This window comes from Enterobacter sp. RHBSTW-00318, from assembly GCF_014101375.1.
In the GTDB taxonomy this organism is placed as follows: Bacteria; Pseudomonadota; Gammaproteobacteria; order Enterobacterales; family Enterobacteriaceae; genus Enterobacter; species Enterobacter ludwigii.
Window position 1 is genome coordinate 3,611,450 of the sequence record NZ_JABXQH010000001.1, and the last position, 23,498, is coordinate 3,634,947.

Sequence of the window (23,498 nt, forward strand, 5' to 3'; positions counted from 1 at the left end):
TGCTATTGGTTTCTTTTTGGGTATTATCAATTCACAAATTGTGAATTATGTGGGGGTACATGTTTCATTGTCCTAAGTGCAAGCATTCCGCGCATGTGCGTACCAGTCGCTATTTAAGTGAAAATACCAAAGAGCGCTATCACCAGTGCACCAATGTGGACTGCAGCTGTACGTTCGTGACGATGGAGTCCGTGGAGCGTCTGATTGCGACACCTGGCGCCGCTGAGCGTGTCCGAACGGCTTCGCAGACCCACGGTTAGCGACTGCGCCACCGGCTCAAAAAAACCAATAAAAAAGCCACTCAATCGAGTGGCTTAATCATTTGATTCTACAGCTAAATTTGGTGGCCCCTGCTGGACTTGAACCAGCGACCAAGCGATTATGAGTCGCCTGCTCTAACCACTGAGCTAAGGGGCCGTGGCGGTGAATTATAGAGGAACTCCCTTCAGCAATCCAGCCATTCACACCTGCCTGCTGTTTTTATAAACAATGCATAATCAATCCTTTATACTTCCATAAGGATGTATCAATGGGAGTCGAGATGATCAACGATATTCTGGCCCCGGGCTTGCGGGTGGTGTTTTGCGGGATTAACCCTGGGAAGTCCTCGGCGCACACCGGTTTTCACTTTGCCCATCCGGGGAATCGCTTCTGGAAGGTTATCTATCAGGCCGGGTTTACCGACAGGCTACTGAAGCCTGAAGAGGAGCAGCACCTGCTGGATACGCGCTGCGGGATAACCATGCTGGTTGAGCGGCCCACGGTTCAGGCGAGTGAGGTGAACCTGCATGAACTGCGCAGCGGTGGGCGGGAGCTGATTAAGAAGATTGAAGATTATCAGCCGGCAGCGCTGGCCATCCTGGGCAAGCAGGCTTACGAACAGGCGTTCAGTCAGCGCGGTGCGCAGTGGGGCAAACAGGCCATCACCATTGGCGTCACGCAGGTGTGGGTGCTGCCAAACCCGAGCGGGCTTAACAGGGCAACGCTGGATAAGCTGGTGGAGGCGTATCGGGAACTGGATGAGGCCCTGGTTGTGCGTGGGCTGTAGGGCGGTGTTTCCTTGTCCCTGAGGGGCGGAGAAAATGCAAAAAAAAAAGCTCCCCAAAGGGAGCTTTTTCACTGACAGGATCGATTAATCGTCCAGGAAGCTACGCAGTACTTCAGAGCGGCTTGGATGGCGCAGTTTACGCAGCGCCTTCGCTTCGATCTGACGGATACGTTCGCGGGTAACGTCGAACTGTTTACCCACTTCTTCCAGCGTATGGTCGGTGTTCATATCGATACCGAAACGCATACGCAGCACTTTTGCTTCACGGGCGGTCAGGCCAGCCAGAACGTCGTGTGTTGCAGCACGCAGGCTCTCGGTCGTCGCAGAGTCCAGCGGCAGCTCGAGGGTGGTATCCTCGATGAAATCACCCAGATGCGAATCTTCATCATCACCGATTGGTGTTTCCATGGAGATTGGCTCTTTGGCGATCTTCAGCACTTTACGGATCTTGTCTTCCGGCATCAGCATGCGCTCAGCCAGCTCTTCCGGCGTTGGCTCGCGGCCCATCTCCTGCAGCATCTGGCGGGAAATACGGTTGAGCTTGTTAATGGTCTCAATCATATGCACCGGAATACGGATGGTACGCGCCTGATCCGCGATAGAGCGGGTGATAGCCTGACGGATCCACCAGGTAGCATAGGTGGAGAACTTATAACCACGACGGTATTCAAACTTATCAACCGCTTTCATCAGACCGATATTGCCTTCCTGAATCAGATCCAGGAACTGCAGGCCACGGTTGGTGTACTTCTTGGCGATAGAGATAACCAGACGCAGGTTCGCTTCAACCATCTCTTTCTTCGCACGGCGGGCTTTCGCTTCACCGATGGACATACGACGGTTGATGTCTTTAACCTGCTCAATGGTCAGGCCGGTCTCTTCTTCAATCTGATGCAGTTTCTGCAGGCCGCGGAACACGTCTTCTTTCACGTCATGCAGTTTTTCAGACCACGGCTTGTTCATCGCGATAGCCGCGTTGAACCAGGTTTCGCTGGTTTCGTTGCCGGTGAAGAGGGTGATGAAGTTCTTCTTCGGCATTTTGCACTGCTCAACGCACAGTTTCATGATGATGCGTTCCTGGGTACGTACGCGATCCATCATCACGCGCATGCTGTTAACCAGGTAGTCGAACTGTTTAGGCACCAGACGGAACTGTTTGAAGACTTCAGACAGTTTCAGGATCTCTTCCTGTGCGGCTGCGTGGCTGCGACCTTTTGCTTTGATGGTGTCACGCGTGACTTCGTACTGGGTACGCAGCTCGGCAAACTTCTCGCGCGCCAGTTCCGGATCGATGCTGTTGTCATCATCGGCGGTGTCGTCGTCGGCATCTTCCTCATCTTCGTCTTCGTCATCATCCATCTCTTCCTGAGACAGTTCAGAACCCACGTGAGTGGCGGTCGGTGCCATATCTTCTTCAGCGTTCGGGTCGACAAAACCGGTGATCAGGTCAGACAGGCGCGCTTCTTCCGCTTCAACACGATCGTACTGCTCCAGCAGATAGGTGATCGCTTCCGGGTATTCGGCAACAGAGCACTGAACCTGGTTGATCCCGTCTTCGATGCGTTTCGCGATGTCAATTTCGCCTTCGCGGGTCAACAGTTCAACGGTACCCATTTCGCGCATGTACATGCGGACCGGGTCAGTGGTACGCCCGATTTCAGATTCCACGCTGGACAGGACCTGTGCAGCAGCTTCTTCCGCATCTTCGTCAGTGTTGTTGGAGGTTTCAGCCAGCAACAGATCATCGGCATCAGGTGCTTCTTCCATCACCTGAATACCCATGTCATTGATCATTTGGATGATGTCTTCGATTTGATCTGAATCGACGATATCTTCCGGCAGATGGTCATTGACCTCGGCATAGGTCAGATAGCCTTGCTCCTTACCGCGTTGGACAAGAAGTTTCAGCTGTGACTGCGGGTTTTGCTCCATAAGACGGTATCCACACTTAATTCGTTTGATTGGTGTCGGCGATGGGGCTGCCAACCTTTAAAGCGAGGGCGTACTTATATTTGTGCCGCTGCCTCTCAGTGCGGCTGCCGGGGGCTTCCCGATCGATATTCGGCACTTAAGCCGTTGAATTCATTTTTTTGCCAGCTCCTGGTTCAGCATCCAGAGTTCCCGGCGTTCTTCGCTGCTTAAGCCGTGTGTGCGCTCGCGAGCTATCAACTCTTCCTGGCGCAGCTCAAGCATCGAATCAAACATATGGTTGAGTGAGTCGGTGAACGTTTTTTCTGCAATGTCCTTATCTGCTATATCGTCCCACATCGACAGTTTTTCAAGGGTAGCAGCCTCTTTTGTGCCGCGATAATGTTCTAAAAGTTGTCCGGTGGTCAGACCTGGCTGAGACAAACAAGTGTTGACCAATTCTGAAAATAAGCCAAGCCCGGGCAATTTTTCGTGGTTCAAACCCGCCAGCGATGGCACTTGCGGAGCAAGTTCGGGGTTTTGAACCAGTAACCCTATCAGTATACGCATGGTTGTGCGTTTTAGCTGAGGCGCGGGACGAACCGCACCGTTTTCAGACTGTTTAGGCATTAAACGTTCAAGCTGGCTGTCATCCAGAATGCCGAGCTTGTTGCCTAGCTCCTGACGCAGATAGATGCGCAGCGTTTCGCCGGGCACCTGACTGATTAACGGCAGCGCCAGCGTGCTGAGCTGCGCGCGCCCGTCAGGGGTACTCAAATCGACCTGCGGCATCAGGCTGTTAAACAAAAACGTGGAGAGCGGCTGAGCCTGCTCCATCCGCGCTTCAAACGCCGCTTTGCCCTCTTTACGCACCAGCGTATCCGGGTCTTCACCGTCGGGCAGGAACATAAAGCGTAACTGACGCCCGTCGGTCATATAAGGCAGTGCGGTTTCCAGCGCACGCCAGGCGGCGTCGCGCCCTGCACGGTCACCGTCGTAACAGCAGATGACATTGTTAGTCACCCTGTACAGCAGCTGAATGTGATCGGCTGTGGTCGAGGTGCCCAGAGATGCAACCGCATAATTGATGTCGTACTGCGCCAGCGCGACGACATCCATATAGCCTTCGACGACCAGAAGGCGCGGAGGTTCCGCGTTATCCTTCAGCGCCTCATAAAGACCGTAAAGCTGGCGGCCTTTATGAAAAATATCGGTCTCCGGGGAGTTGAGGTACTTCGGCAGGGCATCACCCAGCACGCGACCACCAAAACCAATCACCCGGCCACGCTTGTCGCGGATCGGGAACATCACCCGTTCGCGGAAGCGGTCGTAGCTTCGTCCCTGGTCATTGGTGACCAGCATGCCGGCATCGATAAGAGACTTACGATCTTCGCTATTGCCGCCAAAACGCTTTAACACGTTGTCCCAGCCGGGCGGGGCGTAACCAATAGCGAAACGCGCAATCACATCGTCACTCAGTCCGCGCGCTGTCAGGTACTGACGCGCAGGCTCAGCAGCAGCGTGCTTAAGAGACTGTTGATAAAACGAGTTCAGACCATCCATCAGTTGGTACAGCGTCTGCCGTTGATGGCGCTCGATCTGGCTTGGTCCACTGCCTGCTTCATACGGCACTTCAAGGTTGTGCATCGCCGCCAGCTCTTCGACGGTTTCAACGAACTCGAGCTTGTCGTAGTTCATTAAAAAATCGACAGCATTACCGTGAGCACCACAGCCGAAGCAATGGTAAAACTGCTTTTCACCGTTTACGGTGAAGGAGGGGGTTTTTTCGTTATGGAAAGGACAGCACGCATGGTAGTTCTTGCCCTGCTTTTTCAGCTTTACCCGCGCGTCGATGAGATCGACGATGTCGGTTCTGGCTAGCAGGTCATTGATGAATACGCGTGGGATTCGTCCGGCCATATGCCCCAAAAATTTTAGTAACTCATAAACGAAAACAAGCCGCGCATTCCTTCCGGAAGCACGGCCTTACGACTACAACTCTGTCTGTCATTGAGGGCTGAGGCCCTCAATTGATTAGTACAGACGAGTACGGCGTGCGTTTTCGCGAGCCAGTTTCTTCGCGTGACGTTTCACAGCAGAAGCTTTAGCGCGCTTACGTTCGGTCGTTGGTTTTTCATAGAACTCACGACGACGAACTTCAGCCAGAACACCTGCTTTCTCGCATGAACGTTTGAAGCGACGCAGTGCAACGTCGAACGGCTCGTTTTCACGTACTTTAATTACCGGCATGTAACTCTCACCTTTGATAAATTCGGTTTGCCGCTGGCATCAACGCCAGCTTATTTCAAAATGGTGCGGAATTTTACTGCAAATGCTGCTGCTTTGTAAAGCACCGACGCGTTTTTGAAAGGGACTTTAATAAGGGTGAGGAGTATACACGAGGCTTCTTCCTGGGGCGAACAAAGTTTTACATCAATCCGCATTGGCCCTACACTGCGCGGTATTGAAACGAGGTAAAACAAGTCATGCGTGTACTGGGTATTGAAACATCCTGCGATGAGACCGGCATCGCCATTTACGACGACGAAAAAGGGCTTCTTGCCAACCAACTGTATAGTCAGGTGAAATTACACGCTGACTACGGCGGCGTCGTGCCTGAACTGGCTTCTCGTGACCACGTGCGTAAAACGGTTCCCCTGATTCAGGCGGCGCTGAAAGAAGCCGGGTTGAGCTCTACTGATATTGATGCTGTAGCGTATACCGCAGGCCCAGGCCTGGTGGGTGCGCTGCTGGTCGGCGCAACGGTGGGCCGTTCGCTGGCATTCGCGTGGGATGTGCCGGCCATTCCGGTTCACCATATGGAAGGGCATCTCCTGGCGCCGATGCTGGAAGATAATCCGCCTGCGTTTCCTTTTGTGGCGCTGCTGGTTTCAGGTGGCCATACCCAGCTGATTAGCGTAACGGGGATTGGCAAGTATGAGCTGCTCGGCGAGTCCATTGACGACGCAGCCGGTGAGGCTTTCGACAAAACGGCCAAACTGCTGGGCCTGGATTATCCTGGCGGTCCGATGCTCTCGAAAATGGCATCGCAGGGCACGGAAGGGCGTTTCGTCTTCCCGCGTCCGATGACTGACCGTCCAGGGCTGGATTTCAGCTTTTCTGGTCTGAAAACCTTCGCGGCCAATACCATTCGCAATAATGACGATAGCGAGCAGACCCGTGCTGATATCGCCCGTGCGTTCGAAGACGCGGTGGTCGATACCCTGATGATCAAATGCAAACGCGCACTGGAAAAGACCGGCTTTAAGCGTCTAGTGATGGCCGGGGGCGTCAGCGCCAACCGCACGCTGCGTGCAAAACTCGCGCAGATGATGCAAAAGCGTGGTGGGGAAGTATTTTATGCCCGTCCGGAATTCTGTACCGATAACGGGGCGATGATCGCCTATGCGGGCATGGTGCGTCTGAACGCTGGCGCGACCGCCGATCTGAGCGTCTCTGTACGTCCACGCTGGCCGCTGGCGGAGTTGCCGGAGGCGTAATGTCTGACCCTCTCCCGCCAGGGAGAGGGGATTTATACGGTTACACCCGCAACATCCCTTTCTCTTCCAGAAATGTCACGATCGTCGCCAGTCCGTCGCCCGCCTTCAGATTGGTGAAGGTCCACGGGCGCTCGCCGCGCATGCGGTTGGTGTCACGCTCCATCACCTCCAGTGAGGCCCCCACATAGGGTGCCAGGTCGGTTTTGTTGATCACCAGAAAATCGGATTTGGTTATCCCTGGGCCGCCCTTACGCGGGATCTTCTCCCCTTCAGCGACGTCAATCACATAGATTGTCAGGTCAGCCAGCTCCGGGCTGAAGGTGGCGCTCAGGTTGTCACCGCCGCTTTCAACGAAGATCAGGTCCAGATTGCCGAACTTTTCGCTTAACGCTTCCACTGCCGCCAGGTTCATTGAGGCATCTTCGCGGATTGCGGTATGCGGGCAACCGCCCGTCTCCACGCCCACGATGCGCTCTGGCTCAAGGGCGCCCGCTTCGGTGAGAATGCGCTGATCCTCTTTGGTGTAGATATCGTTGGTCACCACTGCCAGGTGATAGGTGTCGCGCATTGCTTTGCAGAGTGCTTCCAGTAACGCGGTTTTGCCCGACCCCACCGGGCCGCCCACGCCCACGCGCAGGGGATGTTTGTAATCAGCCATGTTGTCTCCTCAGGAACGGAATAATCGTGAATATTGTGTTTCGTGGCGCGCAGAGGCGATGGCCGACAGCGGCGTTGCCGCACCCAGCGCGTCGTCGCCACGCAAAAAAGCCGGTTCAAGCCCGGCGGCAAAGTGGTCGCTCAGGTCGATAATCAGCTGCTGCGCCGCCTGTTGCCCGAACGGCACCAGCTTGACGCCTGCCATGACCGCGCTCTCAATCCAGCTGTAGCCCAGGCTCAGGGCCAGCTCATGGGCGCTAATGCCCCAGCGTACTCCGAGCCATGCCATGCCGCTGAGCTGGCTTTGCATAAACAGCGTCCGCCACTCTGCCGGACAGTCCGGCTCCCAGCTTTTGAGCAGGCGCGTAAAGGCCGCCCCGCGGTTGCGTTCCTCTTCACGCAGTTCACGCGTTTCCCGGCAGGCGAGAAGGTAGGCCGTCCAGCGTGTTGCCGTCGCCAAATCGTTTTGCTCGCACGCCTGATAAAGTCGGGAAAACAGCGGCAGATCGACACAGAAAAAGCTCTGCTCCATCTGCAGGATCTGCCAGTTTTTGAACGCCTCAGCATCGGGGACCCAGCCTGCTTCTACGGCCCACTCCAGCCCCTGCGACCAGGTGAATGACCCGACCGGAAGGCTGCTGCTGGAGAGCTGCATCAGGCGCAGCCGCTGGCGGACGTGCTCCATCAGCCCATCAGCGCCAGCAGCGCAGAGACAATCAGCCCGCCACCAAAGGTTTTACGTAACCCGTCGTGACGGCGCAGCAGCAACCCGGCGGCGAAGCTGGCGCACAGCACCGTGGCACTGGCAAACATAAAGCCGCTGGTGAAGAGCCAGAAGTTGTGGCCAGACATCTCTACCCCGTGCGCCCAGCCGTGGAACATTGCCAGCGCCGGCACGGCCAACAGCAGGCGATTTTCGGTTTTAAACATCATCGCGCCGCAGACCGCCAGCGAGGCGATAATCAGCATTTCCATGCCGCTAAAGCCGCCAAGCAGGCTGCCTGCAACGGCCCCGGCCAGCATCATGCCGAGAGTGGCAAAGGGCAGCAGCAGCTTGCGCCCGCTCAGGGCCGAAAGTACGCCCGCACCGGTTAGCATCAGCAGATGATCAAGACCCGTCAGCGGATGGAAAAAACCGGCCTGAAAGCTGTCTGTGCCGTGTCCGGGATGCGCCAGGGCAGGAAGAGAAAAGGCCAGCAGTAGCAGAGGTAAAAACGTACGCATGATGAATCCTTAATGTGAATGAGCGTGAGAGTGACTATGGCTGTGGGCATCGCTGGTATACGCCCCTGCTTCCGGTTCAAACGGGAGGGTGGCAAATGTCACCTCGAGCCCGAACTGGCGCAGCATGTCATCGAGCACATGATCGTGGTGGTAGCGCAGCTCGCCGGGCATGATCTGCAACGGCACGTGGCGGTTGCCGAGGTGGTAGCAGGCGCGGGCGAGCAGGAACGGATCGTCGCAGCGCACCACGGAGACCGATTCCGGCGCGGCGATCACCTCGATCACCTCGCTGCCGTCGTCAGTGGTCAGCAGATCTCCCCCGCGCAGCAGCAGGCCGCGCGGCAGCATCAGCCCGGCTTCGCGACCGTCATTCAGCGCCACGCGGGCACGGCTTTTCACCCGGACATCAATCGGCAGCGTGACGCTGGCGGTTATCGGATGGGCATGGTCAAGGCGTTGGGTCAGGTAGATCATCGTCACTCCTTAAAACAGGAAATAGCGTTGGGCCATCGGCAGAACGTCTGCCGGCTCGCTGGTAATGAGCTCGCCATCAACGCGAACCTCGTAAGTTTGTGCGTCAACGGTGATGTTGGGCTGCAGACTGTTGTGGATCATGTCGGCCTTTTTCACCGTGCGGCAGCCTTTTACGACGGCTATGCCGCTCTGCAGACTGAGCTGGTGCGAAATGCCCTTCGCATCGGCAGCCTGGGAGACAAACGTCAGCCGCGTCGCATGGCGTGCGGCACCCAGCGAGCCAAACATCGGACGGTAACGGACCGGTTGCGGCGTTGGGATAGAGGCGTTGATATCCCCCATCGGGGCGCAGGCGATCATCCCGCCTTTCACAATGGTGGCGGGTTTGACGCCAAAGAACGCGGGGGACCAGACCACTAAATCCGCCAGTTTCCCGGCCTCAATCGAGCCCACTTCATGAGCAATCCCGTGGGTCAGCGCCGGGTTAATGGTGTATTTGGCGATATAGCGTTTCACGCGGTAGTTATCGTTGTTCCCGGTCTCTTCCGGCAGTGCGCCGCGCTGAACCTTCATACGGTGCGCCACCTGCCAGGTACGAATAATCACTTCGCCGACGCGACCCATTGCCTGGGAGTCGGACGAGGTCAGCGAGAAGGCACCGATATCGTGAAGGACATCTTCCGCGGCGATGGTCTCCCGGCGAATGCGTGATTCAGCAAAGGCCACGTCCTCGGCGATATCCGGGTCGAGGTGGTGACACACCATCAGCATGTCGAGATGCTCGTCGATGGTATTCACCGTGTAGGGCAGCGTCGGGTTAGTGGAGGAGGGCAGAATATTCGGGTGCGCGCAGGCAGTAATAATATCCGGTGCATGTCCGCCGCCCGCCCCTTCCGTATGGAAGGTGTGAATGGTCCGTCCGCCGATAGCCGCCAGCGTGTCCTCAACAAACCCGGATTCGTTCAGCGTGTCGCTGTGCAGCGCCACCTGAATATCCATCTCCTCCGCCACCGCCAGTGAACAGTTAATGGCGGCCGGCGTCGCGCCCCAGTCTTCGTGGATCTTCAGCCCGATGGCACCCGCTGCGATCTGCTCGCGCAGGGCATCAGGGTTGGAACCGTTACCTTTGCCAAGCAGGCCGATATTCACCGGTAGTGTATCGGCCGCCTGCAACATTCGCGCGATATACCAGGGCCCCGGCGTACAGGTCGTGGCGTTGGTGCCTGCCGCAGGGCCCGTGCCCCCGCCAATCATGGTGGTGACGCCAGAGACCAGCGCCTCTTCCGCCTGCTGCGGGCAGATCCAGTGGATGTGCGTGTCGATCCCGCCGGCGGTGACAATTTTCCCTTCGGCGGCGATCACTTCTGTCGCTGCGCCAATCGGGATCGTGACCCCGGGCTGTATATCCGGGTTGCCGGCTTTACCCACGGCAAAGATCCGCCCGTTTTTTACGCCAATATCGGCTTTAACGATCCCCCAGTGATCGATAATCAGCGCGTTGGTCAGCACCAGATCCACGCAGCCGTCGGATGTCATCTGCCCCTGGCCCATACCGTCGCGGATCACCTTCCCGCCACCGAATTTGACCTCTTCGCCGTAGACCGTGAGATCGTTTTCCACTTCAACCCACAGCTCACTGTCGGCCAGACGCACTTTATCGCCAGTGGTGGGGCCGAACATATCGGCGTAGGCCTGGCGTGAAATTTCAGCCATTTTTCACCTCTCCCATCACCTTGCCGCGAAAGCCGAAAATACGCTGCGCGCCGCTGACCTGAACCAGCGTCACCTCGCGCTTCTGTCCGGGTTCGAAACGCACGGCGGTGCCTGCCGGAATATTCAGCCGATAGCCTTTGGTGGCTTCCCGGTCGAATTTCAGCGCCGGGTTAATCTCATAAAAGTGGTAGTGCGATCCCACCTGGATCGGCCTGTCGCCATGGTTTTCGACGATCACGTTTTGCGTGTCTCGCCCAACGTTGATCGCAATGTTTCCGGATTGGATCTGGTATTCGCCTGGGATCATCACGCGCTCCTTATACGATCGGGTTATGGACGGTGACGAGCTTTGATCCGTCCGGGAACGTCGCTTCCACCTGAATGTCGGGGATCATCTCCGGTACGCCTTCCATCACCTGGTCGCGCGTCAGGACGTGACGGCCCGCTTCCATCAGTGAGGCGACGGTTTCGCCATCGCGGGCGCCTTCCATAATAAACGCGCTGATCAGCGCGACTGATTCCGGGTAATTCAGTTTTACCCCGCGCGCAAGGCGGCGTTCGGCAACCAGCGCAGCGGTAAACAGCAACAGCTTGTCTTTTTCTCTGGGGGTCAGTTCCATAACGTTTCTCTTATGTCTGCCAGATACGCGGCGAACAGGCGGTTTTGGGGGTTAAAAGCGGGCGAAGCGACTGCCAGATATCGCGCATCACCCGCTGGCAAATCAGGTTGTCGTGGGAGAGAAAACGCACCGACAGCAGATCGTCTGTGAGCGTTGCCCCGGCAAAATGGCTCAGCGGCGTCAGCAGTTCGCGCACCGTTTCGAGGTGCGCTTCCCTGGCCGGAAAGAACAGCAGCGTGCCGACCCACGGGAGACCTGCAACGGGCGTGAGATCGCCATTGCTGAGGTGCTGACGTTCAATCAGCCGTGGCTCATCGTCGACCCAGATCTCAAGGCGGCTTTCCAGCGTGCCGTGGCTGAAGGTTTCGCCGATCACCGGGCGACCCAGACAGTACAGCTCCCACGCCAGCAGCGTACTGGAGGCCTTCAGATGAAAAACGGAACGCAGGGCGGCATTCGCACCGGGAAAGATAATGGTGTCCTGCGGCAGCCACTCCAGCGTAGCCTCATCACCGAGCCAGAAGTGCTGATTGAGACAGGCCTGCGGGCCGCTGCTGCGATAGAACTTGCTCGCGCCGGGCATGGTGATCAGCGCATGGCTTTTCGCGTCCAGATGCACCGAAATATCCAGCGTATCGCCGCCGACTATCCCGCCTGGCGGGTGCAGTAAATACAGGTGACAGGTGTCGCCTTCGGGATAAAAAGGTCGCTGTACGGTGAGGGGCCCGATGTGATGAGCAGCGTGCAGGAGGGTTTTCTCAGGGGTATAACAAAACTGCAGGGCAAGCGATGCCTGCCAGCCTTTGTAAGAATTATCAGTGACCTGAGCTGCTAACATGCTGCATCCATCTGCTCATCATCGGGAGACGTTTCAGTATGCCCTGGCAGAAATGAAGGCTGTCATATGAGTCGCTTATGGATAAAAAAACCGGCTCAAGGAGCCGGTTGAGAAGGTTATCGATAATCCTCTGCATCCACATCATAGCCGGACGGCTCCCAGCGGATTGCCAGCAGCGAAGCCAGCCCGATAAACGGTGCCAGGGCGATCACCCAGAACACGGCGGTATCAAGAGAGGCCACCAGCAGAGGGAACAGAAACAGCGAGAGCGTAGAACTGCTGCGCATCAGCGTCTGGTTAAGGCCCACGCCCACGCCGCGCAGAGAGGTGGGATAGCTCAGGGACGCAAACGTCATGGTATGGGCACCGGGCCCAAATCCCTGACCGAACAGGAACAGCGCCAGCATCGCGACGGCGATAACGCCTTCCGATACGCCTTCCGGACGACCAATCAGCGCCAGCCCCAGCAGAGCAATAAGCTGACAGGCGTAGCCCGCCAGCGACATCCGCCACGCGCCGAAACGCGGAACATAGCGCACTGCCAGCAATCCGCCGACGAAGGCAAACAGCAGGTTTAGCACCAGCGAGATCAGAATAGTGGTCAGCATCGACTGCACAAAGAAGCTGGAGATAATGACCGGCAGACCAAATGCGACGGCGTTATAGGCGAAAGACGACACCACCGAGAGCAGGGTAGCGAGCGTGGTACGTCGCAGATAGACGCCACGGAACAGGTTCAGATAATTTGCCCACTTCGCCTTGTTGACCACCGGTGCCGGTTGGTTAAGCGCATCCTGCGGCACGTGGGCGTTGATGTTATACGATTGCCGCAAGATAGCGGCCGCCTCTTTCAGGTTGCCCTGATTCGCCGCCCAGACCGGGGACTCGCTCATGTAGCGGCTACGAATGGCGATAATCATCAGCGCAGGCACCGCGCCAAACCCCAGGATTAAGCGCCACAGCCAGTCGCTGTGACTTTCTGGCAGTACGGCGTAGAAGAATAACACCAACAGGTAAGAGATGCTGATTGCGGCATACCAGGTTGGGCACCACATTGCCACGCTGGAGGCCTTGTTTCCGGGGCCTTTGAGCCTGGCGAACTCGCTAAGAAACGCCATCGCCACCGGCAGATCGATCCCCACGCCGAGGCCCATCACAAAGCGTGCGCCCGCCAGCGCATATTCGTTGGGTGCCAGTGCACAGGCGATGGCCGCTACCACGAAGAACAGCATATCGGCCATAAAGACGCGGTAGCGCCCGATCTTGTCCGTGAGATAGCCACCCAGCAGCGCCCCGACAATCGCGCCAAAGGTAATGGCCGAGGCCACCATGCCGGTACCGGCGGGGGTGAGATTAAATTCGCGGGTGATGTCTTTGATGCCGAACGCCAGCGCACCAAGGTCGTACGCATCAAGGAAAATACCGCCCAGCGCGATACCGACTACGATGCGGGCGTTGGCCCGACCCTGAGAACCGTCGTTGACCAGACGTGAAACGTCAGAGGCGTTACGTACCCACTTGATGTCGCCATCAGGCGAATGTCCTGCCGTTGAAAGGGGAGTTGTGTCTGTAATGTCTGCCATTTTCGTTTTGTGTGGTTGTGTTGTGTCATTAACAGTTACCACAGGCAGAGGGTGACCAAAATCACATTTGGTTATAAGGCATAACTAACCCCTTACGGGGCGTCTTTTTTCTTTCTCTTGAGCTTCGACCAAATTTTGGTCTCCTGGCGACGCCACAGGCGCTGAATATTATCGTGATGGCGCAGCAGGATGAGGCAGGAGAGCATCGACACCGGGAAGGTAAACTGCGGTTTGAACCACCAGACATAGAATGGCGCGATCAGCGCGCTGACGATGGCGCCCAATGATGAGTAACCGCTCAGCAGAATGGTCAGTAGCCAGGTGCCGGCCATCACGCCGGTTAAGTCCCAGCCGATAGGGGCAATAGCACCAAAGGCGGTGGCGACGCCTTTACCGCCTTTAAAACCAAAGAATACAGGCCAGATATGGCCGACACAGGCGGCGATAGCAATGAGCCCCAGCCAGAACGGCGTGACGCCCAGCGCATACGCTCCCCAGACGGGTAACATTCCTTTCAGAACATCAAAAATCAATACCGCTACGGCTGCTCCCTTGCCGCCAATTCGTAGTACATTGGTCGCCCCCGGATTCCCGGAACCACTTTCGCGCGGGTCAGGTAACCCGGCAATGCGGCAGACCAGAATGGCGCTGGAGATTGAGCCGCAAAGGTAGGCGAGGAGGATCATTCCAGGCGCGATTGCACTCATAACGCTGTTCCGTTTTGAAAATGTATCTGTATTCTCAGCATCTGTGGATAATACGCATAATTCGCCGGAAGTGGTATCCGGTTTAGCCAAAAAGCAGGCAGGTCGTGATGGATATTGTATTTATAGAGCAACTTTCGGTAATCACCACTATTGGTGTTTACGACTGGGAACAGACCATTGAGCAGAAACTCGTGTTCGATATCGAAATGGGCTGGGATAACCGCAAGTCAGCAAAAAGCGACGACGTGAATGACTGTCTGAGCTACGCCGATATCAGTGAAACGGTCGTGGGCCACGTCGAAGGGCAACGTTTTGCGCTGGTGGAGCGTGTGGCAGAAGAGGTGGCCGAGCTGCTGCTGAGCAAGTTCAACGCACCGTGGGTACGCATCAAATTGAGCAAACCGGGTGCCGTGGCGCGTGCCGCTAACGTCGGCGTGATCATTGAGCGTGGCACAAATCTGAAAGGGAAGATTTAACGTCATAATAGCTAAACCATTTTAGGTTATACCGGTCTTAAAGCTGTATCTTTCACGGTTGTCCGCGTGGGACACCGTTTTTTTATATCTTTTTAGGGGTTTATAGATGAGCGATATGCACTCGCTGCTGGTGGCGGCAATACTGGGTGTGGTCGAAGGATTGACGGAGTTTTTGCCGGTTTCCAGTACGGGCCATATGATTATCGTTGGCCATCTGCTGGGCTTTGAAGGTGATACCGCAAAGACGTTTGAAGTTGTCATTCAGTTGGGGTCTATTCTGGCGGTCGTTGTGATGTTCTGGCGTCGTCTGTTCGGGCTTATCGGTATCCACTTTGGCCGTCTTCCTCAGCGCGAGGGTGAAAGCAAAGGTCGCCTGACGCTTATCCATATTCTGCTTGGCATGGTTCCGGCAGTGGTTCTGGGCCTGGTTTTCCACGACACCATTAAATCGCTGTTTAACCCGATTAACGTCATGTATGCGCTGGTCGTCGGCGGTTTCCTGCTGATCGCGGCAGAACTGCTGAAGCCGAAAACGCCACGCGCGGAAGGTCTGGATGACATGACCTACCGTCAGGCGTTTATCATCGGTTGTTTCCAGTGTCTGGCGCTGTGGCCGGGCTTTTCACGCTCAGGCGCGACCATCTCTGGCGGGATGCTGATGGGCGTTAGCCGTTATGCTGCGTCGGAGTTCTCGTTCCTGCTGGCGGTGCCGATGATGATGGGCGCGACCGCACTCGACGTCTATAAAAGCATTGGCTTCCTCACCACGGGTGACATTCCGATGTTCGCCGTGGGCTTTGTCACCGCCTTTATTGTGGCGCTGATCGCCATCAAAACCTTCCTGCAGTTGATTAAACGTATCTCGTTTATTCCGTTCGCGATCTATCGCTTTATCGTGGCGGCTGCGGTTTACGTGGTCTTCTTCTGACCGACGGCCCTCAGTCTTTAGGCTGAGGGCAATGCTTTTCCTTCCAGTCCGACACCGCCTGAATTCGACGTTTCGTCAGCTCTTCCCGGATTTCCGGTCCCTTGAAGCCCGCCTCGACAACCGCTTTAGTCGGTACCGCTTTTGCCACGTCCCACGCTGCGCGTAACAGCCGCCCCTGCGGATAATCGCAGGCTTCAAAACCGGTGCGGCCACGTACGTCGGCTTCGCTGGTCAACGCGATCTGCTCGACGCGCTGGGGTTTGCGCCATGCGTCGATGTTATCAAACAGCTTAACGATGGTGGCCGGTTTGAGGATCGGGAAGGTGTGGATCAGGTCGTGAAATTCCGCCACCAGTCTGGCGAGATCGCGAATCTCATTGGGTACCCGCAGGCGCTGGCAAAGCCCTTCGACCAGCTTCACCCCGGCAGGACCGTGGCCATGGTGGCGCGGCCACATGGCTTTTGGCGTTAATCCTTTGCCGAGATCGTGGCACAGCGTTGAAAAACGCACATCCACCTCGGGGCTGAGCATGGCAGCCATACTCAGGGTCATCAGGGTATGCACGCCGGTATCGATTTCCGGGTGCCATTTCGCCGGGGCGGGCACGCCGAACAGCGCGTCAATTTCCGGGAACAGCACTTTCAGTGCGCCACAGTCACGCAGTACCTGGAAAAAGACCTGCGGGTTGCGGGTAGTAAGGGCGTTTTCCGTCTCTTTCCAGACGCGCTCTGGCGTGAGGTGGGCCAGTTCGCCCGCCTCGGTCATGGCGGTCATCAGTGCCAGGGTCTCATCGGCAATGCGGAAGCTCAGATGCGCGTAACGCGCCGCAAAGCGCGCCACGCGCAGCACGCGGAGCGGATCTTCAGAAAACGCCGGGGAGACGTGACGCAGCAGTCGATTACGCAGATCGTCCTGACCGCCATACGCGTCAATGATCTGGCCGTCTTCGTCCTGCGCCAGCGCGTTGATGGTGAGATCACGACGCAGGAGATCTTGCTCCAGCGTGACGTCCGGTGCGGCATAGCAGGTGAAGCCGGTATAACCCGAACCGGATTTCCGTTCGGTACGCGCCAGGGCGTACTCCTCACGACTTTGCGGGTGCAGAAACACGGGAAAATCGCGGCCTACCTGCTGGTAGCCCGCGTTAAGCATCTCTTCAGGTGTGGCTCCCACCACCACCCAGTCTTTATCTTTGACCGGCAGACCTAACAACGCATCACGTACCGCACCACCGACCAGATAACTCTTCACGCCCTGTACTCCCGTTTTCTCTTTTCGCAAGATAATACGTAAGTCTGGCAGAGAAGACGAATTAGTTCATCCAGCGGTCTTTACGCTTACGGCTTGGGATCAGGTGAGGAAGCACCAGACCCAGCACCAGGCCAACGCCCAGCACACCGCCACCGTACATAAACCACTGCATGATGATGGTACGTTGTTTGTCATCAAGTTGCAGATTGGCGGCGTTCACCTTCTTCTGCGCGACAATCAGCTCGTTTTTCAGTTTCTGATTCTCGTCTTTCAGACCGTTAATCACGCTGTCGCTCTGGGCCACTTTCTGCTGCATTTCCGCGGTACGCTGGTTCCAGGTACCGTCGATATTGTTCAGCTTGTCGGTCAGCGTTTTCACCTGATTTTCCAGATCCGGCACGCGGGTGCGCAGGCTTGGCACCGCGCTCAGCTCTTTCAGTGGGATCCAGGACGTGCGGCCGGTACTGTCGCGAACCTGACCATAATTGGTCTCCGCGTTGGTCTGTAACAGCGTCACTTCCTCGCCGGCATTGACCGTACCCACGAGGCGATAATTATCTCCAGGGCCACTGCGTACCCAGGTGTTCAGTTCGTCAGAAACGTAACGCTTCTCTTCAGCGTGCACGGCGGTTGCGGCGCTAAAAGCGAGGAAAGTAAGTCCAATCAGGCGTAATTTAAGCATCATTAGTCGTTATTTTCATAAATAGTGGAACGATAGTAGTGGCAACAGTGTCTCTACGCAAAGCATTCGTCAGCAATCAGAATCATCTGTGTCACGACCCTAAACATTTACGCCCGTCAAATTGCTCATTGCGTGGCAATTTGGCGCAAAATACTATGTACTGACAAACAAATGGCGAGGAAGTTCGCCCTCATTGACGCGTCTGTGACGCCTGCAAAAGTACAAGGCTATGGCTCAAGAAATCGAATTAAAATTTATCGTCGAAAAAGACAGCGTTGACGCACTCCGTCAGCATCTGCAGACCCTTTCCGGCGAACACCATGAACCGGTACAACTGCTTAATATCTATTACGAAACGCCAGACAACTGGCTGCGCCGCCATGATATGGGACTGCGCATCCGTGGCGCGAACGGGCGCTACGAGATGACGATGAAAATCGCTGGCCGCGTGGTCGGCGGTTTGCATCAGCGCCCGGAATACAATATCGACATCAATCAGCCAGAACTTGAGCTGGATCGTTTCCCGGCAGAAGTCTGGCCGAACGGCGTGCTGCCAGAAACCTTATCCGCCGAGGTGAAACCGCTGTTTAGCACCGATTTCTGGCGTGAAAAATGGCTGGTAACGGAAGGGAAAAGCCGCATTGAAATCGCCCTCGATCAGGGTGAGGTAAAAGCGGGTGAGCTTCAGGAGCCGATTTGCGAGCTGGAGCTTGAACTGCTGGAAGGTGAAGTCCAGGACGTACTGAAGCTGGCGCGTAAGCTGGTAAGTCAGCCGGGCCTGCGTCAGGGCAGCCTGAGCAAAGCGGCGCGGGGGTATCATCTGGCCGCCGGGAATGCGCCGCGCCTGCTGAAAGAGACGACTATTTTGCACGTGCCACCGAAAGCCAGCGTTGAGCAGGGCATGGAGGCGGCACTGGAGCTGGCGCTCTCACAGTGGCTTTATCATGAAGAGCTGTGGGTGCGTAATGTGAAAAACGCAAAAGCGCACGTGTTAGCGGCGATGAGCCTTGTGCGTCATACCCTGGCGCTGTTCGGCGGCATCGTACCTCGTAAAGCGAGCGCTCACTTACGTGACCTGCTGACCCAGACCGAAGCGCTGCTGCTCTCTGACGTATCCGCGCAAACGGCGCTCTACAGCCCGCAAAACGCCGCCGCCAGGCTGGCGCTGACCGAGTTTCTGGTGACGCGCAGCTGGCGTGCCTTCCTGGATGCAAAAGCGCAGGCCAAAATTGAAGATAACTTCAAACGTTTCGCGGATATCCATCTTTCACGCCACGCGGCGGAGCTTAAAACCACCTTTGCGTATCCGCTGGGAGACCAGTATGGCGATCAGCTGATCCGCCTGTCGCGCAATATCGACAGCATGCTGCTGCTGTCGGGTGCCTATGACGGCCCTAAAGCGCAGGCCTGGCTGGAGAACTGGCAGGGGCTGAAACATGCTATCGAAACCCGTCAGCACATAGAGATTGAGCATTTCCGCAATGAAGCCATTTCGCAGGAGCCGTTCTGGCTGCACAGCGGAAAACGTTAACTCTGGCAAGGAACCCTATAATGCCGCTTTCTTCGCAGTTACAGCAGCAGTGGCAGACCGTTTGCGAACGTCTGCCTGAGTCATTACCGGCGTCATCGTTAAGCGAGCAGGCCAGGAGCGTGCTCACCTTCAGTGATTTTGTGCAGGAAAGTATCACCGCTTACCCGGACTGGCTGGAGGCGCTTGAGAGCACCCCGCCGCAGGCAGACGAGTGGCGGCATTATGCGGGCTGGTTGCAAACCGCACTTGAAGAGGTCGCGGATGAAGCGACACTGATGCGCGTCCTGCGCCAGTTCCGCCGCCGGGTCATGGTGCGTATTGCCTGGGCTCAGGCGCTGGAACTGGTCAGCGAAGAAAGTACCCTGCAACAGCTGAGCGAGCTGGCACAAACGCTGATTGTTGCCGCACGGGACTGGCTCTATGCCGCCTGCTGTAAAGAATGGGGCACGCCGTGCAATGAGGATGGGGTTCCTCAGCCACTCTTGATTCTGGGCATGGGCAAGCTCGGGGGCTGCGAACTGAATTTCTCCTCGGATATCGACCTGATTTTTGCCTGGCCGGAGAACGGCTCCACACGCGGGGGCCGTCGTGAACTGGACAATGCGCAGTTCTTTACCCGTCTCGGGCAACGTCTGATTAAAGCGCTGGATCAACCTACCCAGGATGGTTTTGTCTATCGCGTGGATATGCGTCTGCGCCCGTTTGGCGACAGCGGTCCGCTGGTGCTGAGCTTTGCGGCACTGGAAGATTATTACCAGGAGCAGGGGCGCGACTGGGAGCGTTACGCGATGGTCAAAGCGCGGATCATGGGAGACAGCGACGATGCCTACGCCAACGAGCTGCGCGCCATGCTGCGCCCGTTCGTGTTCCGTCGCTATATCGACTTCAGCGTTATTCAGTCGCTGCGCAACATGAAAGGAATGATCGCCCGTGAAGTGCGTCGCCGGGGTCTGAAGGACAACATCAAGCTCGGCGCGGGCGGCATTCGCGAAATCGAATTTATCGTTCAGGTCTTCCAGCTGATCCGCGGCGGACGTGAGCCTTCACTGCAATCCCGTTCGCTGCTGCCGACGCTGTCAGCCATAGAGCAACTGCATCTTCTGCCGGAAGGCGACGCGCAGATCCTGCGTGAGGCCTATCTGTTCCTGCGCCGCCTGGAAAACCTGCTGCAAAGCATCAATGACGAGCAGACACAGACTTTACCAGGCGATGACCTGAACCGGGCGCGGCTGGCCTGGGGGATGCACGTCGACGACTGGTCAACGTTGACCGGGCAACTGGATGCGCATATGGCCGGCGTGCGCCGTGTCTTTAACGCGCTGATTGGTGACGATGAAAGTGAATCGCAGGACGATACGCTCTCTGAACACTGGCGCGAATTGTGGCAGGACGCGCTGCAGGAAGATGACACCACGCCGGTGCTGGCGCACCTGAGCGACGACGATCGCCATCGTGTGGTGGCGTTAATTGCTGATTTCCGTCTCGAACTGAATAAACGGGCCATTGGTCCGCGCGGTCGTCAGGTGCTGGATCATCTGATGCCGCACCTGCTGAGCAACGTCTGCTCGCGTGCGGATGCGCCGGTCCCGCTGTCGCGCATGATGCCGCTGCTGAGCGGCATCATCACCCGTACGACCTATCTTGAGTTGCTGAGCGAGTTCCCGGGCGCGCTCAAGCATCTGATTACGCTTTGCGCCGCCTCACCGATGGTGGCCAACAAGCTGGCGCGGTATCCGCTGCTGCTGGATGAGCTGCTCGATCCCAATACGCTCTACCAGCCGACGGCAACGGACGCCTACCGTGACGAGCTGCGTCAGTATCTGCTGCGCGTACCGGAAGAGGACGAAGAGCAACAGCTGGAGGCGCTGCGTCAGTTCAAGCAGGCGCAAATGCTGCGCGTGGCGGCGGCAGATATCGCCGGAACGCTGCCAGTGATGAAAGTGAGCGATCACTTAACCTGGCTTGCAGAAGCGATCATTGATGCGGTGGTGCATCAGGCATGGATTCAGATGGTGGCGCGCTACGGCCAGCCGAAACACCTTGCTGACCGCGAAGGCCGCGGTTTTGCCGTTGTGGGTTACGGTAAGCTCGGCGGATGGGAACTGGGATACAGCTCGGATCTCGATTTAATCTTCCTGCATGACTGCCCGGCAGACGTCATGACCGACGGCGAGCGTGAAATCGACGGGCGTCAGTTCTACCTGCGTCTGGCCCAGCGCATTATGCATCTGTTCAGCACCCGCACATCATCCGGCATTTTATATGAAGTGGATGCGCGTCTGCGTCCTTCTGGCGCGGCCGGCATGCTGGTGACCTCAACGGAGTCCTTCGCTGAGTACCAGAAGAATGAAGCCTGGACGTGGGAACATCAGGCGCTGGTGCGTGCCCGCGTGGTGTACGGCGATCCGTCGCTGAAAACGCAGTTTGATGCCATTCGTCGGGAGATTATGACAACCCCGCGTGACGGCAGCACGCTGCAGACCGAGGTGCGTGAGATGCGCGAGAAAATGCGCGCGCACCTGGGCAATAAGCATCGCGATCGCTTTGATATTAAAGCGGATGAGGGCGGCATTACCGATATTGAATTTATTACGCAATATCTGGTGCTACGCCATGCGCACGCTAAACTGAAGCTGACCCGCTGGTCTGATAATGTGCGTATTCTGGAACTGCTGGCGCAAAACGACATTATGGATGAGCAGGAGGCGCAGGCCTTAACGCGCGCCTACACCACGCTGCGCGACGAGCTGCACCACCTGGCCTTACAGGAGCAGCCTGGCCACGTCGCGCTGGACTGTTTCGCCACTGAACGCGCGCAGGTCACCGCCAGCTGGCAGAAGTGGCTGGTGGAACCGTGCGTAACAAAACAAGTGTGATATTATCGCGCGCAAATTGTGAATCTTTCTGGAGTCAGGAATGAAAGTAACACTGCCAGAGTTTGAACGTGCTGGAGTTATGGTTGTCGGGGATGTCATGCTGGATCGCTACTGGTACGGGCCGACCAGCCGCATCTCTCCGGAAGCACCGGTACCGGTAGTTAAGGTCGACACCATTGAAGAGCGTCCTGGCGGCGCGGCAAACGTGGCGATGAATATTGCCTCTCTGGGCGCGCAGTCGCGTCTGGTTGGCTTAACCGGCATTGATGATGCGGCGCGCGCGCTGAGCAAGTCGCTGGCGGACGTGAACGTGAAGTGCGACTTCGTTTCGGTTCCGACACACCCGACGATCACCAAACTGCGCGTTCTGTCGCGTAACCAGCAACTGATCCGCCTCGACTTCGAGGAAGGCTTTGAGGGCGTTGATCCTGAGCCGCTGCACGAGCGCATTAACCAGGCGCTGAGCACTATCGGCGCGCTGGTGCTGTCCGACTACGCCAAAGGTGCGCTGGCAAGCGTACAGCAGATGATTCAGCTCGCGCGTAAAGCCAATGTGCCCGTGCTGATCGACCCGAAAGGTACCGACTTTGAGCGCTATCGTGGCGCAACGCTGCTGACGCCAAACCTCTCTGAGTTTGAAGCGGTGGCGGGCAAATGTAAGACGGAAGAAGAGCTCGTTGAGCGCGGCATGAAGATCATTGCTGACTTCGAACTCTCTGCGCTGCTGGTGACCCGCTCCGAGCAGGGGATGACGCTGCTGCAGCCTGGCAAAGCGCCGCTGCATATGCCGACCCAGGCGCAGGAAGTGTATGACGTGACCGGTGCCGGCGACACGGTCATTGGCGTTCTGGCGGCGACGCTGGCGGCAGGGAACTCTCTGGAAGAAGCGTGCTACTTCGCTAATGCGGCAGCAGGCGTGGTCGTCGGCAAGCTGGGGACTTCCACCGTTTCGCCGATCGAACTGGAAAATGCGGTGCGCGGTCGTGCCGATACCGGTTTTGGCGTGATGAGCGAAGATGAGCTGAAAGTGGCCGTTGCCGCCGCCCGTAAACGCGGTGAAAAAGTGGTGATGACCAACGGCGTGTTCGACATCCTGCATGCCGGTCATGTCTCTTATCTGGCCAATGCGCGTAAGCTGGGCGACCGTCTGATTGTGGCGGTAAACAGCGATGCGTCGACGAAACGTCTTAAAGGTGAAACGCGTCCGGTGAACCCACTGGAGCAGCGCATGATCGTACTGGGTGCGCTGGAAGCGGTGGACTGGGTGGTGTCGTTTGAAGAAGATACCCCGCAGCGCCTGATTGCCGGTATTTTGCCGGATCTGCTGGTGAAAGGCGGCGATTACAAACCGGATCAAATCGCGGGCAGCGAAGAGGTCTGGGCCAATGGCGGTGAAGTGATGGTGCTCAACTTTGAGGACGGGTGCTCAACCACCAACATCATCAAGAAGATCCAGAAAGACAGCAAATAAAGTCAGCCAA

Annotated in this window: 23 protein-coding genes and 1 tRNA gene; 8 read left to right on the forward strand and 16 right to left on the reverse strand. The window is 56.9% G+C overall.

Annotated elements, in window-relative coordinates:
- The first annotated feature begins 59 nt into the window (after positions 1-59).
- The gene (locus HV157_RS17900) at positions 60-260 is read left to right on the forward strand and encodes an ogr/Delta-like zinc finger family protein (RefSeq protein WP_182268783.1); all 201 of its coding nucleotides are present in this window, start codon (positions 60-62) and stop codon (positions 258-260) included.
- An 81-nt stretch (positions 261-341) separates the two neighbouring features.
- Here the strand turns inward: HV157_RS17900 and HV157_RS17905 are convergent.
- Positions 342-417, reverse strand: a tRNA-Ile gene (locus HV157_RS17905).
- A gap of 124 nt (positions 418-541) precedes the next feature.
- On the opposite strand from HV157_RS17905, the gene mug reads away from it, so the two are divergent.
- Complete coding sequence (mug, locus tag HV157_RS17910) at positions 542-1,048, forward strand: G/U mismatch-specific DNA glycosylase (RefSeq protein WP_025202984.1); 507 nt, start codon at positions 542-544, stop codon at positions 1,046-1,048.
- Between the two features lie 84 nt (positions 1,049-1,132).
- Here the strand turns inward: mug and rpoD are convergent, their stop codons facing one another.
- The 3 genes from rpoD to rpsU all read right to left on the reverse strand — a co-directional run bounded on the left by rpoD (position 1,133) and on the right by rpsU (position 5,206).
- Positions 1,133-2,980 carry an RNA polymerase sigma factor RpoD gene (rpoD, locus tag HV157_RS17915; protein ID WP_020883616.1) on the reverse strand — a complete coding sequence of 616 codons (1,848 nt, stop codon included), beginning with the start codon at positions 2,978-2,980 and terminating at the stop codon, positions 1,133-1,135.
- 150 nt (positions 2,981-3,130) lie between these two features.
- On the reverse strand, positions 3,131-4,876 hold the full coding sequence (gene dnaG, locus HV157_RS17920) for a DNA primase (protein ID WP_025202985.1): 1,746 nt from the start codon (positions 4,874-4,876) through the stop codon (positions 3,131-3,133).
- Between the two features lie 114 nt (positions 4,877-4,990).
- Positions 4,991-5,206, reverse strand: a complete 216-nt coding sequence (gene rpsU, locus HV157_RS17925; RefSeq protein WP_001144069.1) for a 30S ribosomal protein S21 — start codon at positions 5,204-5,206, stop codon at positions 4,991-4,993.
- 236 nt (positions 5,207-5,442) lie between these two features.
- Here rpsU and tsaD point away from each other — a divergent pair, with 236 nt between their 5' ends.
- On the forward strand, positions 5,443-6,456 hold the full coding sequence (gene tsaD / locus HV157_RS17930) for a tRNA (adenosine(37)-N6)-threonylcarbamoyltransferase complex transferase subunit TsaD (protein ID WP_020883618.1): 1,014 nt from the start codon (positions 5,443-5,445) through the stop codon (positions 6,454-6,456).
- A gap of 40 nt (positions 6,457-6,496) precedes the next feature.
- Here the strand turns inward: tsaD and ureG are convergent, their stop codons facing one another.
- The 10 genes from ureG to plsY all read right to left on the reverse strand — a co-directional run bounded on the left by ureG (position 6,497) and on the right by plsY (position 14,272).
- Positions 6,497-7,114, reverse strand: a complete 618-nt coding sequence (ureG, locus tag HV157_RS17935) for an urease accessory protein UreG (protein WP_014171666.1) — start codon at positions 7,112-7,114, stop codon at positions 6,497-6,499.
- Between the two features lie 9 nt (positions 7,115-7,123).
- Positions 7,124-7,798, reverse strand: a complete 675-nt coding sequence (locus tag HV157_RS17940) for an urease accessory protein UreF (protein WP_049023872.1) — start codon at positions 7,796-7,798, stop codon at positions 7,124-7,126.
- A complete protein-coding gene (locus tag HV157_RS17945) occupies positions 7,798-8,337 on the reverse strand; it encodes a HupE/UreJ family protein (RefSeq protein WP_047355858.1) in 540 nt (179 codons plus the stop codon). Before HV157_RS17945 ends, HV157_RS17940 begins: the two co-directional genes overlap by 1 nt.
- Positions 8,338-8,346: 9 nt before the next feature.
- Positions 8,347-8,811 (reverse strand): urease accessory protein UreE, encoded by a 465-nt coding sequence (ureE, locus tag HV157_RS17950; protein WP_020883622.1) that lies wholly within the window; start codon positions 8,809-8,811, stop codon positions 8,347-8,349.
- A gap of 9 nt (positions 8,812-8,820) precedes the next feature.
- The gene (gene ureC, locus HV157_RS17955; RefSeq protein ID WP_182268784.1) at positions 8,821-10,524 is read right to left on the reverse strand and encodes an urease subunit alpha; all 1,704 of its coding nucleotides are present in this window, start codon (positions 10,522-10,524) and stop codon (positions 8,821-8,823) included.
- Complete coding sequence (locus tag HV157_RS17960) at positions 10,517-10,831, reverse strand: urease subunit beta (protein ID WP_182268785.1); 315 nt, start codon at positions 10,829-10,831, stop codon at positions 10,517-10,519. The genes ureC and HV157_RS17960 overlap by 8 nt, the downstream gene beginning before the upstream one ends.
- Positions 10,832-10,841: 10 nt before the next feature.
- Positions 10,842-11,144 carry an urease subunit gamma gene (locus tag HV157_RS17965; RefSeq protein WP_003862556.1) on the reverse strand — a complete coding sequence of 101 codons (303 nt, stop codon included), beginning with the start codon at positions 11,142-11,144 and terminating at the stop codon, positions 10,842-10,844.
- Positions 11,145-11,154: 10 nt separating this feature from the next.
- Positions 11,155-11,982: an urease accessory protein UreD gene (locus tag HV157_RS17970; RefSeq protein ID WP_025203001.1), complete on the reverse strand. Its 828-nt coding sequence runs from the start codon at positions 11,980-11,982 to the stop codon at positions 11,155-11,157.
- A gap of 116 nt (positions 11,983-12,098) precedes the next feature.
- Positions 12,099-13,565, reverse strand: coding sequence for an MFS transporter (locus tag HV157_RS17975; RefSeq protein ID WP_134179677.1), 1,467 nt, complete (start codon positions 13,563-13,565; stop codon positions 12,099-12,101).
- A gap of 92 nt (positions 13,566-13,657) precedes the next feature.
- Entirely contained in the window at positions 13,658-14,272 is a 615-nt protein-coding gene (gene plsY / locus HV157_RS17980) for a glycerol-3-phosphate 1-O-acyltransferase PlsY (protein ID WP_020883628.1), read from the reverse strand.
- 107 nt (positions 14,273-14,379) lie between these two features.
- Between plsY and folB the strand changes: the two genes are divergently transcribed.
- The gene (gene folB / locus HV157_RS17985) at positions 14,380-14,748 is read left to right on the forward strand and encodes a bifunctional dihydroneopterin aldolase/7,8-dihydroneopterin epimerase (RefSeq protein ID WP_020883629.1); all 369 of its coding nucleotides are present in this window, start codon (positions 14,380-14,382) and stop codon (positions 14,746-14,748) included.
- A 106-nt stretch (positions 14,749-14,854) separates the two neighbouring features.
- Entirely contained in the window at positions 14,855-15,676 is an 822-nt protein-coding gene (bacA, locus tag HV157_RS17990) for an undecaprenyl-diphosphate phosphatase (protein WP_014171656.1), read from the forward strand.
- 10 nt (positions 15,677-15,686) lie between these two features.
- On the opposite strand, the gene HV157_RS17995 is transcribed toward bacA, so the two are convergent.
- Together HV157_RS17995 and HV157_RS18000 are read right to left on the reverse strand one after the other, a co-directional pair.
- Complete coding sequence (locus tag HV157_RS17995; RefSeq protein ID WP_025203003.1) at positions 15,687-16,928, reverse strand: multifunctional CCA addition/repair protein; 1,242 nt, start codon at positions 16,926-16,928, stop codon at positions 15,687-15,689.
- Positions 16,929-16,989: 61 nt separating this feature from the next.
- Positions 16,990-17,610 carry a TIGR04211 family SH3 domain-containing protein gene (locus HV157_RS18000; protein WP_025203004.1) on the reverse strand — a complete coding sequence of 207 codons (621 nt, stop codon included), beginning with the start codon at positions 17,608-17,610 and terminating at the stop codon, positions 16,990-16,992.
- Positions 17,611-17,839: 229 nt separating this feature from the next.
- Here HV157_RS18000 and HV157_RS18005 point away from each other — a divergent pair, with 229 nt between their 5' ends.
- The 3 genes from HV157_RS18005 to hldE are packed head-to-tail and all read left to right on the forward strand — an operon-like array spanning position 17,840 to position 23,488.
- Positions 17,840-19,141 carry an inorganic triphosphatase gene (locus tag HV157_RS18005; RefSeq protein WP_040018816.1) on the forward strand — a complete coding sequence of 434 codons (1,302 nt, stop codon included), beginning with the start codon at positions 17,840-17,842 and terminating at the stop codon, positions 19,139-19,141.
- 17 nt (positions 19,142-19,158) lie between these two features.
- Positions 19,159-22,017 (forward strand): bifunctional [glutamate--ammonia ligase]-adenylyl-L-tyrosine phosphorylase/[glutamate--ammonia-ligase] adenylyltransferase, encoded by a 2,859-nt coding sequence (gene glnE, locus HV157_RS18010; protein ID WP_182269135.1) that lies wholly within the window; start codon positions 19,159-19,161, stop codon positions 22,015-22,017.
- Positions 22,018-22,057: 40 nt separating this feature from the next.
- The gene (gene hldE, locus HV157_RS18015) at positions 22,058-23,488 is read left to right on the forward strand and encodes a bifunctional D-glycero-beta-D-manno-heptose-7-phosphate kinase/D-glycero-beta-D-manno-heptose 1-phosphate adenylyltransferase HldE (protein ID WP_020883633.1); all 1,431 of its coding nucleotides are present in this window, start codon (positions 22,058-22,060) and stop codon (positions 23,486-23,488) included.
- The last annotated feature ends 10 nt before the right edge of the window (positions 23,489-23,498 follow it).

Bases quoted from the DNA above. Each gene is read 5' to 3' on its own strand.
- HV157_RS17900 (WP_182268783.1), top strand. From the start codon at position 60: ATGTTTCATTGTCCTAAGTGCAAGCATTCCGCGCATGTGCGTACCAGT.
- mug (WP_025202984.1), top strand. From the start codon at position 542: ATGATCAACGATATTCTGGCCCCGGGCTTGCGGGTGGTGTTTTGCGGG.
- rpoD (WP_020883616.1), bottom strand. From the start codon at position 2,980: ATGGAGCAAAACCCGCAGTCACAGCTGAAACTTCTTGTCCAACGCGGT.
- dnaG (WP_025202985.1), bottom strand. From the start codon at position 4,876: ATGGCCGGACGAATCCCACGCGTATTCATCAATGACCTGCTAGCCAGA.
- rpsU (WP_001144069.1), bottom strand. From the start codon at position 5,206: ATGCCGGTAATTAAAGTACGTGAAAACGAGCCGTTCGACGTTGCACTG.
- tsaD (WP_020883618.1), top strand. From the start codon at position 5,443: ATGCGTGTACTGGGTATTGAAACATCCTGCGATGAGACCGGCATCGCC.
- ureG (WP_014171666.1), bottom strand. From the start codon at position 7,114: ATGGCTGATTACAAACATCCCCTGCGCGTGGGCGTGGGCGGCCCGGTG.
- HV157_RS17940 (WP_049023872.1), bottom strand. From the start codon at position 7,798: ATGGAGCACGTCCGCCAGCGGCTGCGCCTGATGCAGCTCTCCAGCAGC.
- HV157_RS17945 (WP_047355858.1), bottom strand. From the start codon at position 8,337: ATGCGTACGTTTTTACCTCTGCTACTGCTGGCCTTTTCTCTTCCTGCC.
- ureE (WP_020883622.1), bottom strand. From the start codon at position 8,811: ATGATCTACCTGACCCAACGCCTTGACCATGCCCATCCGATAACCGCC.
- ureC (WP_182268784.1), bottom strand. From the start codon at position 10,524: ATGGCTGAAATTTCACGCCAGGCCTACGCCGATATGTTCGGCCCCACC.
- HV157_RS17960 (WP_182268785.1), bottom strand. From the start codon at position 10,831: ATGATCCCAGGCGAATACCAGATCCAATCCGGAAACATTGCGATCAAC.
- HV157_RS17965 (WP_003862556.1), bottom strand. From the start codon at position 11,144: ATGGAACTGACCCCCAGAGAAAAAGACAAGCTGTTGCTGTTTACCGCT.
- HV157_RS17970 (WP_025203001.1), bottom strand. From the start codon at position 11,982: ATGTTAGCAGCTCAGGTCACTGATAATTCTTACAAAGGCTGGCAGGCA.
- HV157_RS17975 (WP_134179677.1), bottom strand. From the start codon at position 13,565: ATGGCAGACATTACAGACACAACTCCCCTTTCAACGGCAGGACATTCG.
- plsY (WP_020883628.1), bottom strand. From the start codon at position 14,272: ATGAGTGCAATCGCGCCTGGAATGATCCTCCTCGCCTACCTTTGCGGC.
- folB (WP_020883629.1), top strand. From the start codon at position 14,380: ATGGATATTGTATTTATAGAGCAACTTTCGGTAATCACCACTATTGGT.
- bacA (WP_014171656.1), top strand. From the start codon at position 14,855: ATGAGCGATATGCACTCGCTGCTGGTGGCGGCAATACTGGGTGTGGTC.
- HV157_RS18000 (WP_025203004.1), bottom strand. From the start codon at position 17,610: ATGCTTAAATTACGCCTGATTGGACTTACTTTCCTCGCTTTTAGCGCC.
- HV157_RS18005 (WP_040018816.1), top strand. From the start codon at position 17,840: ATGGCTCAAGAAATCGAATTAAAATTTATCGTCGAAAAAGACAGCGTT.
- hldE (WP_020883633.1), top strand. From the start codon at position 22,058: ATGAAAGTAACACTGCCAGAGTTTGAACGTGCTGGAGTTATGGTTGTC.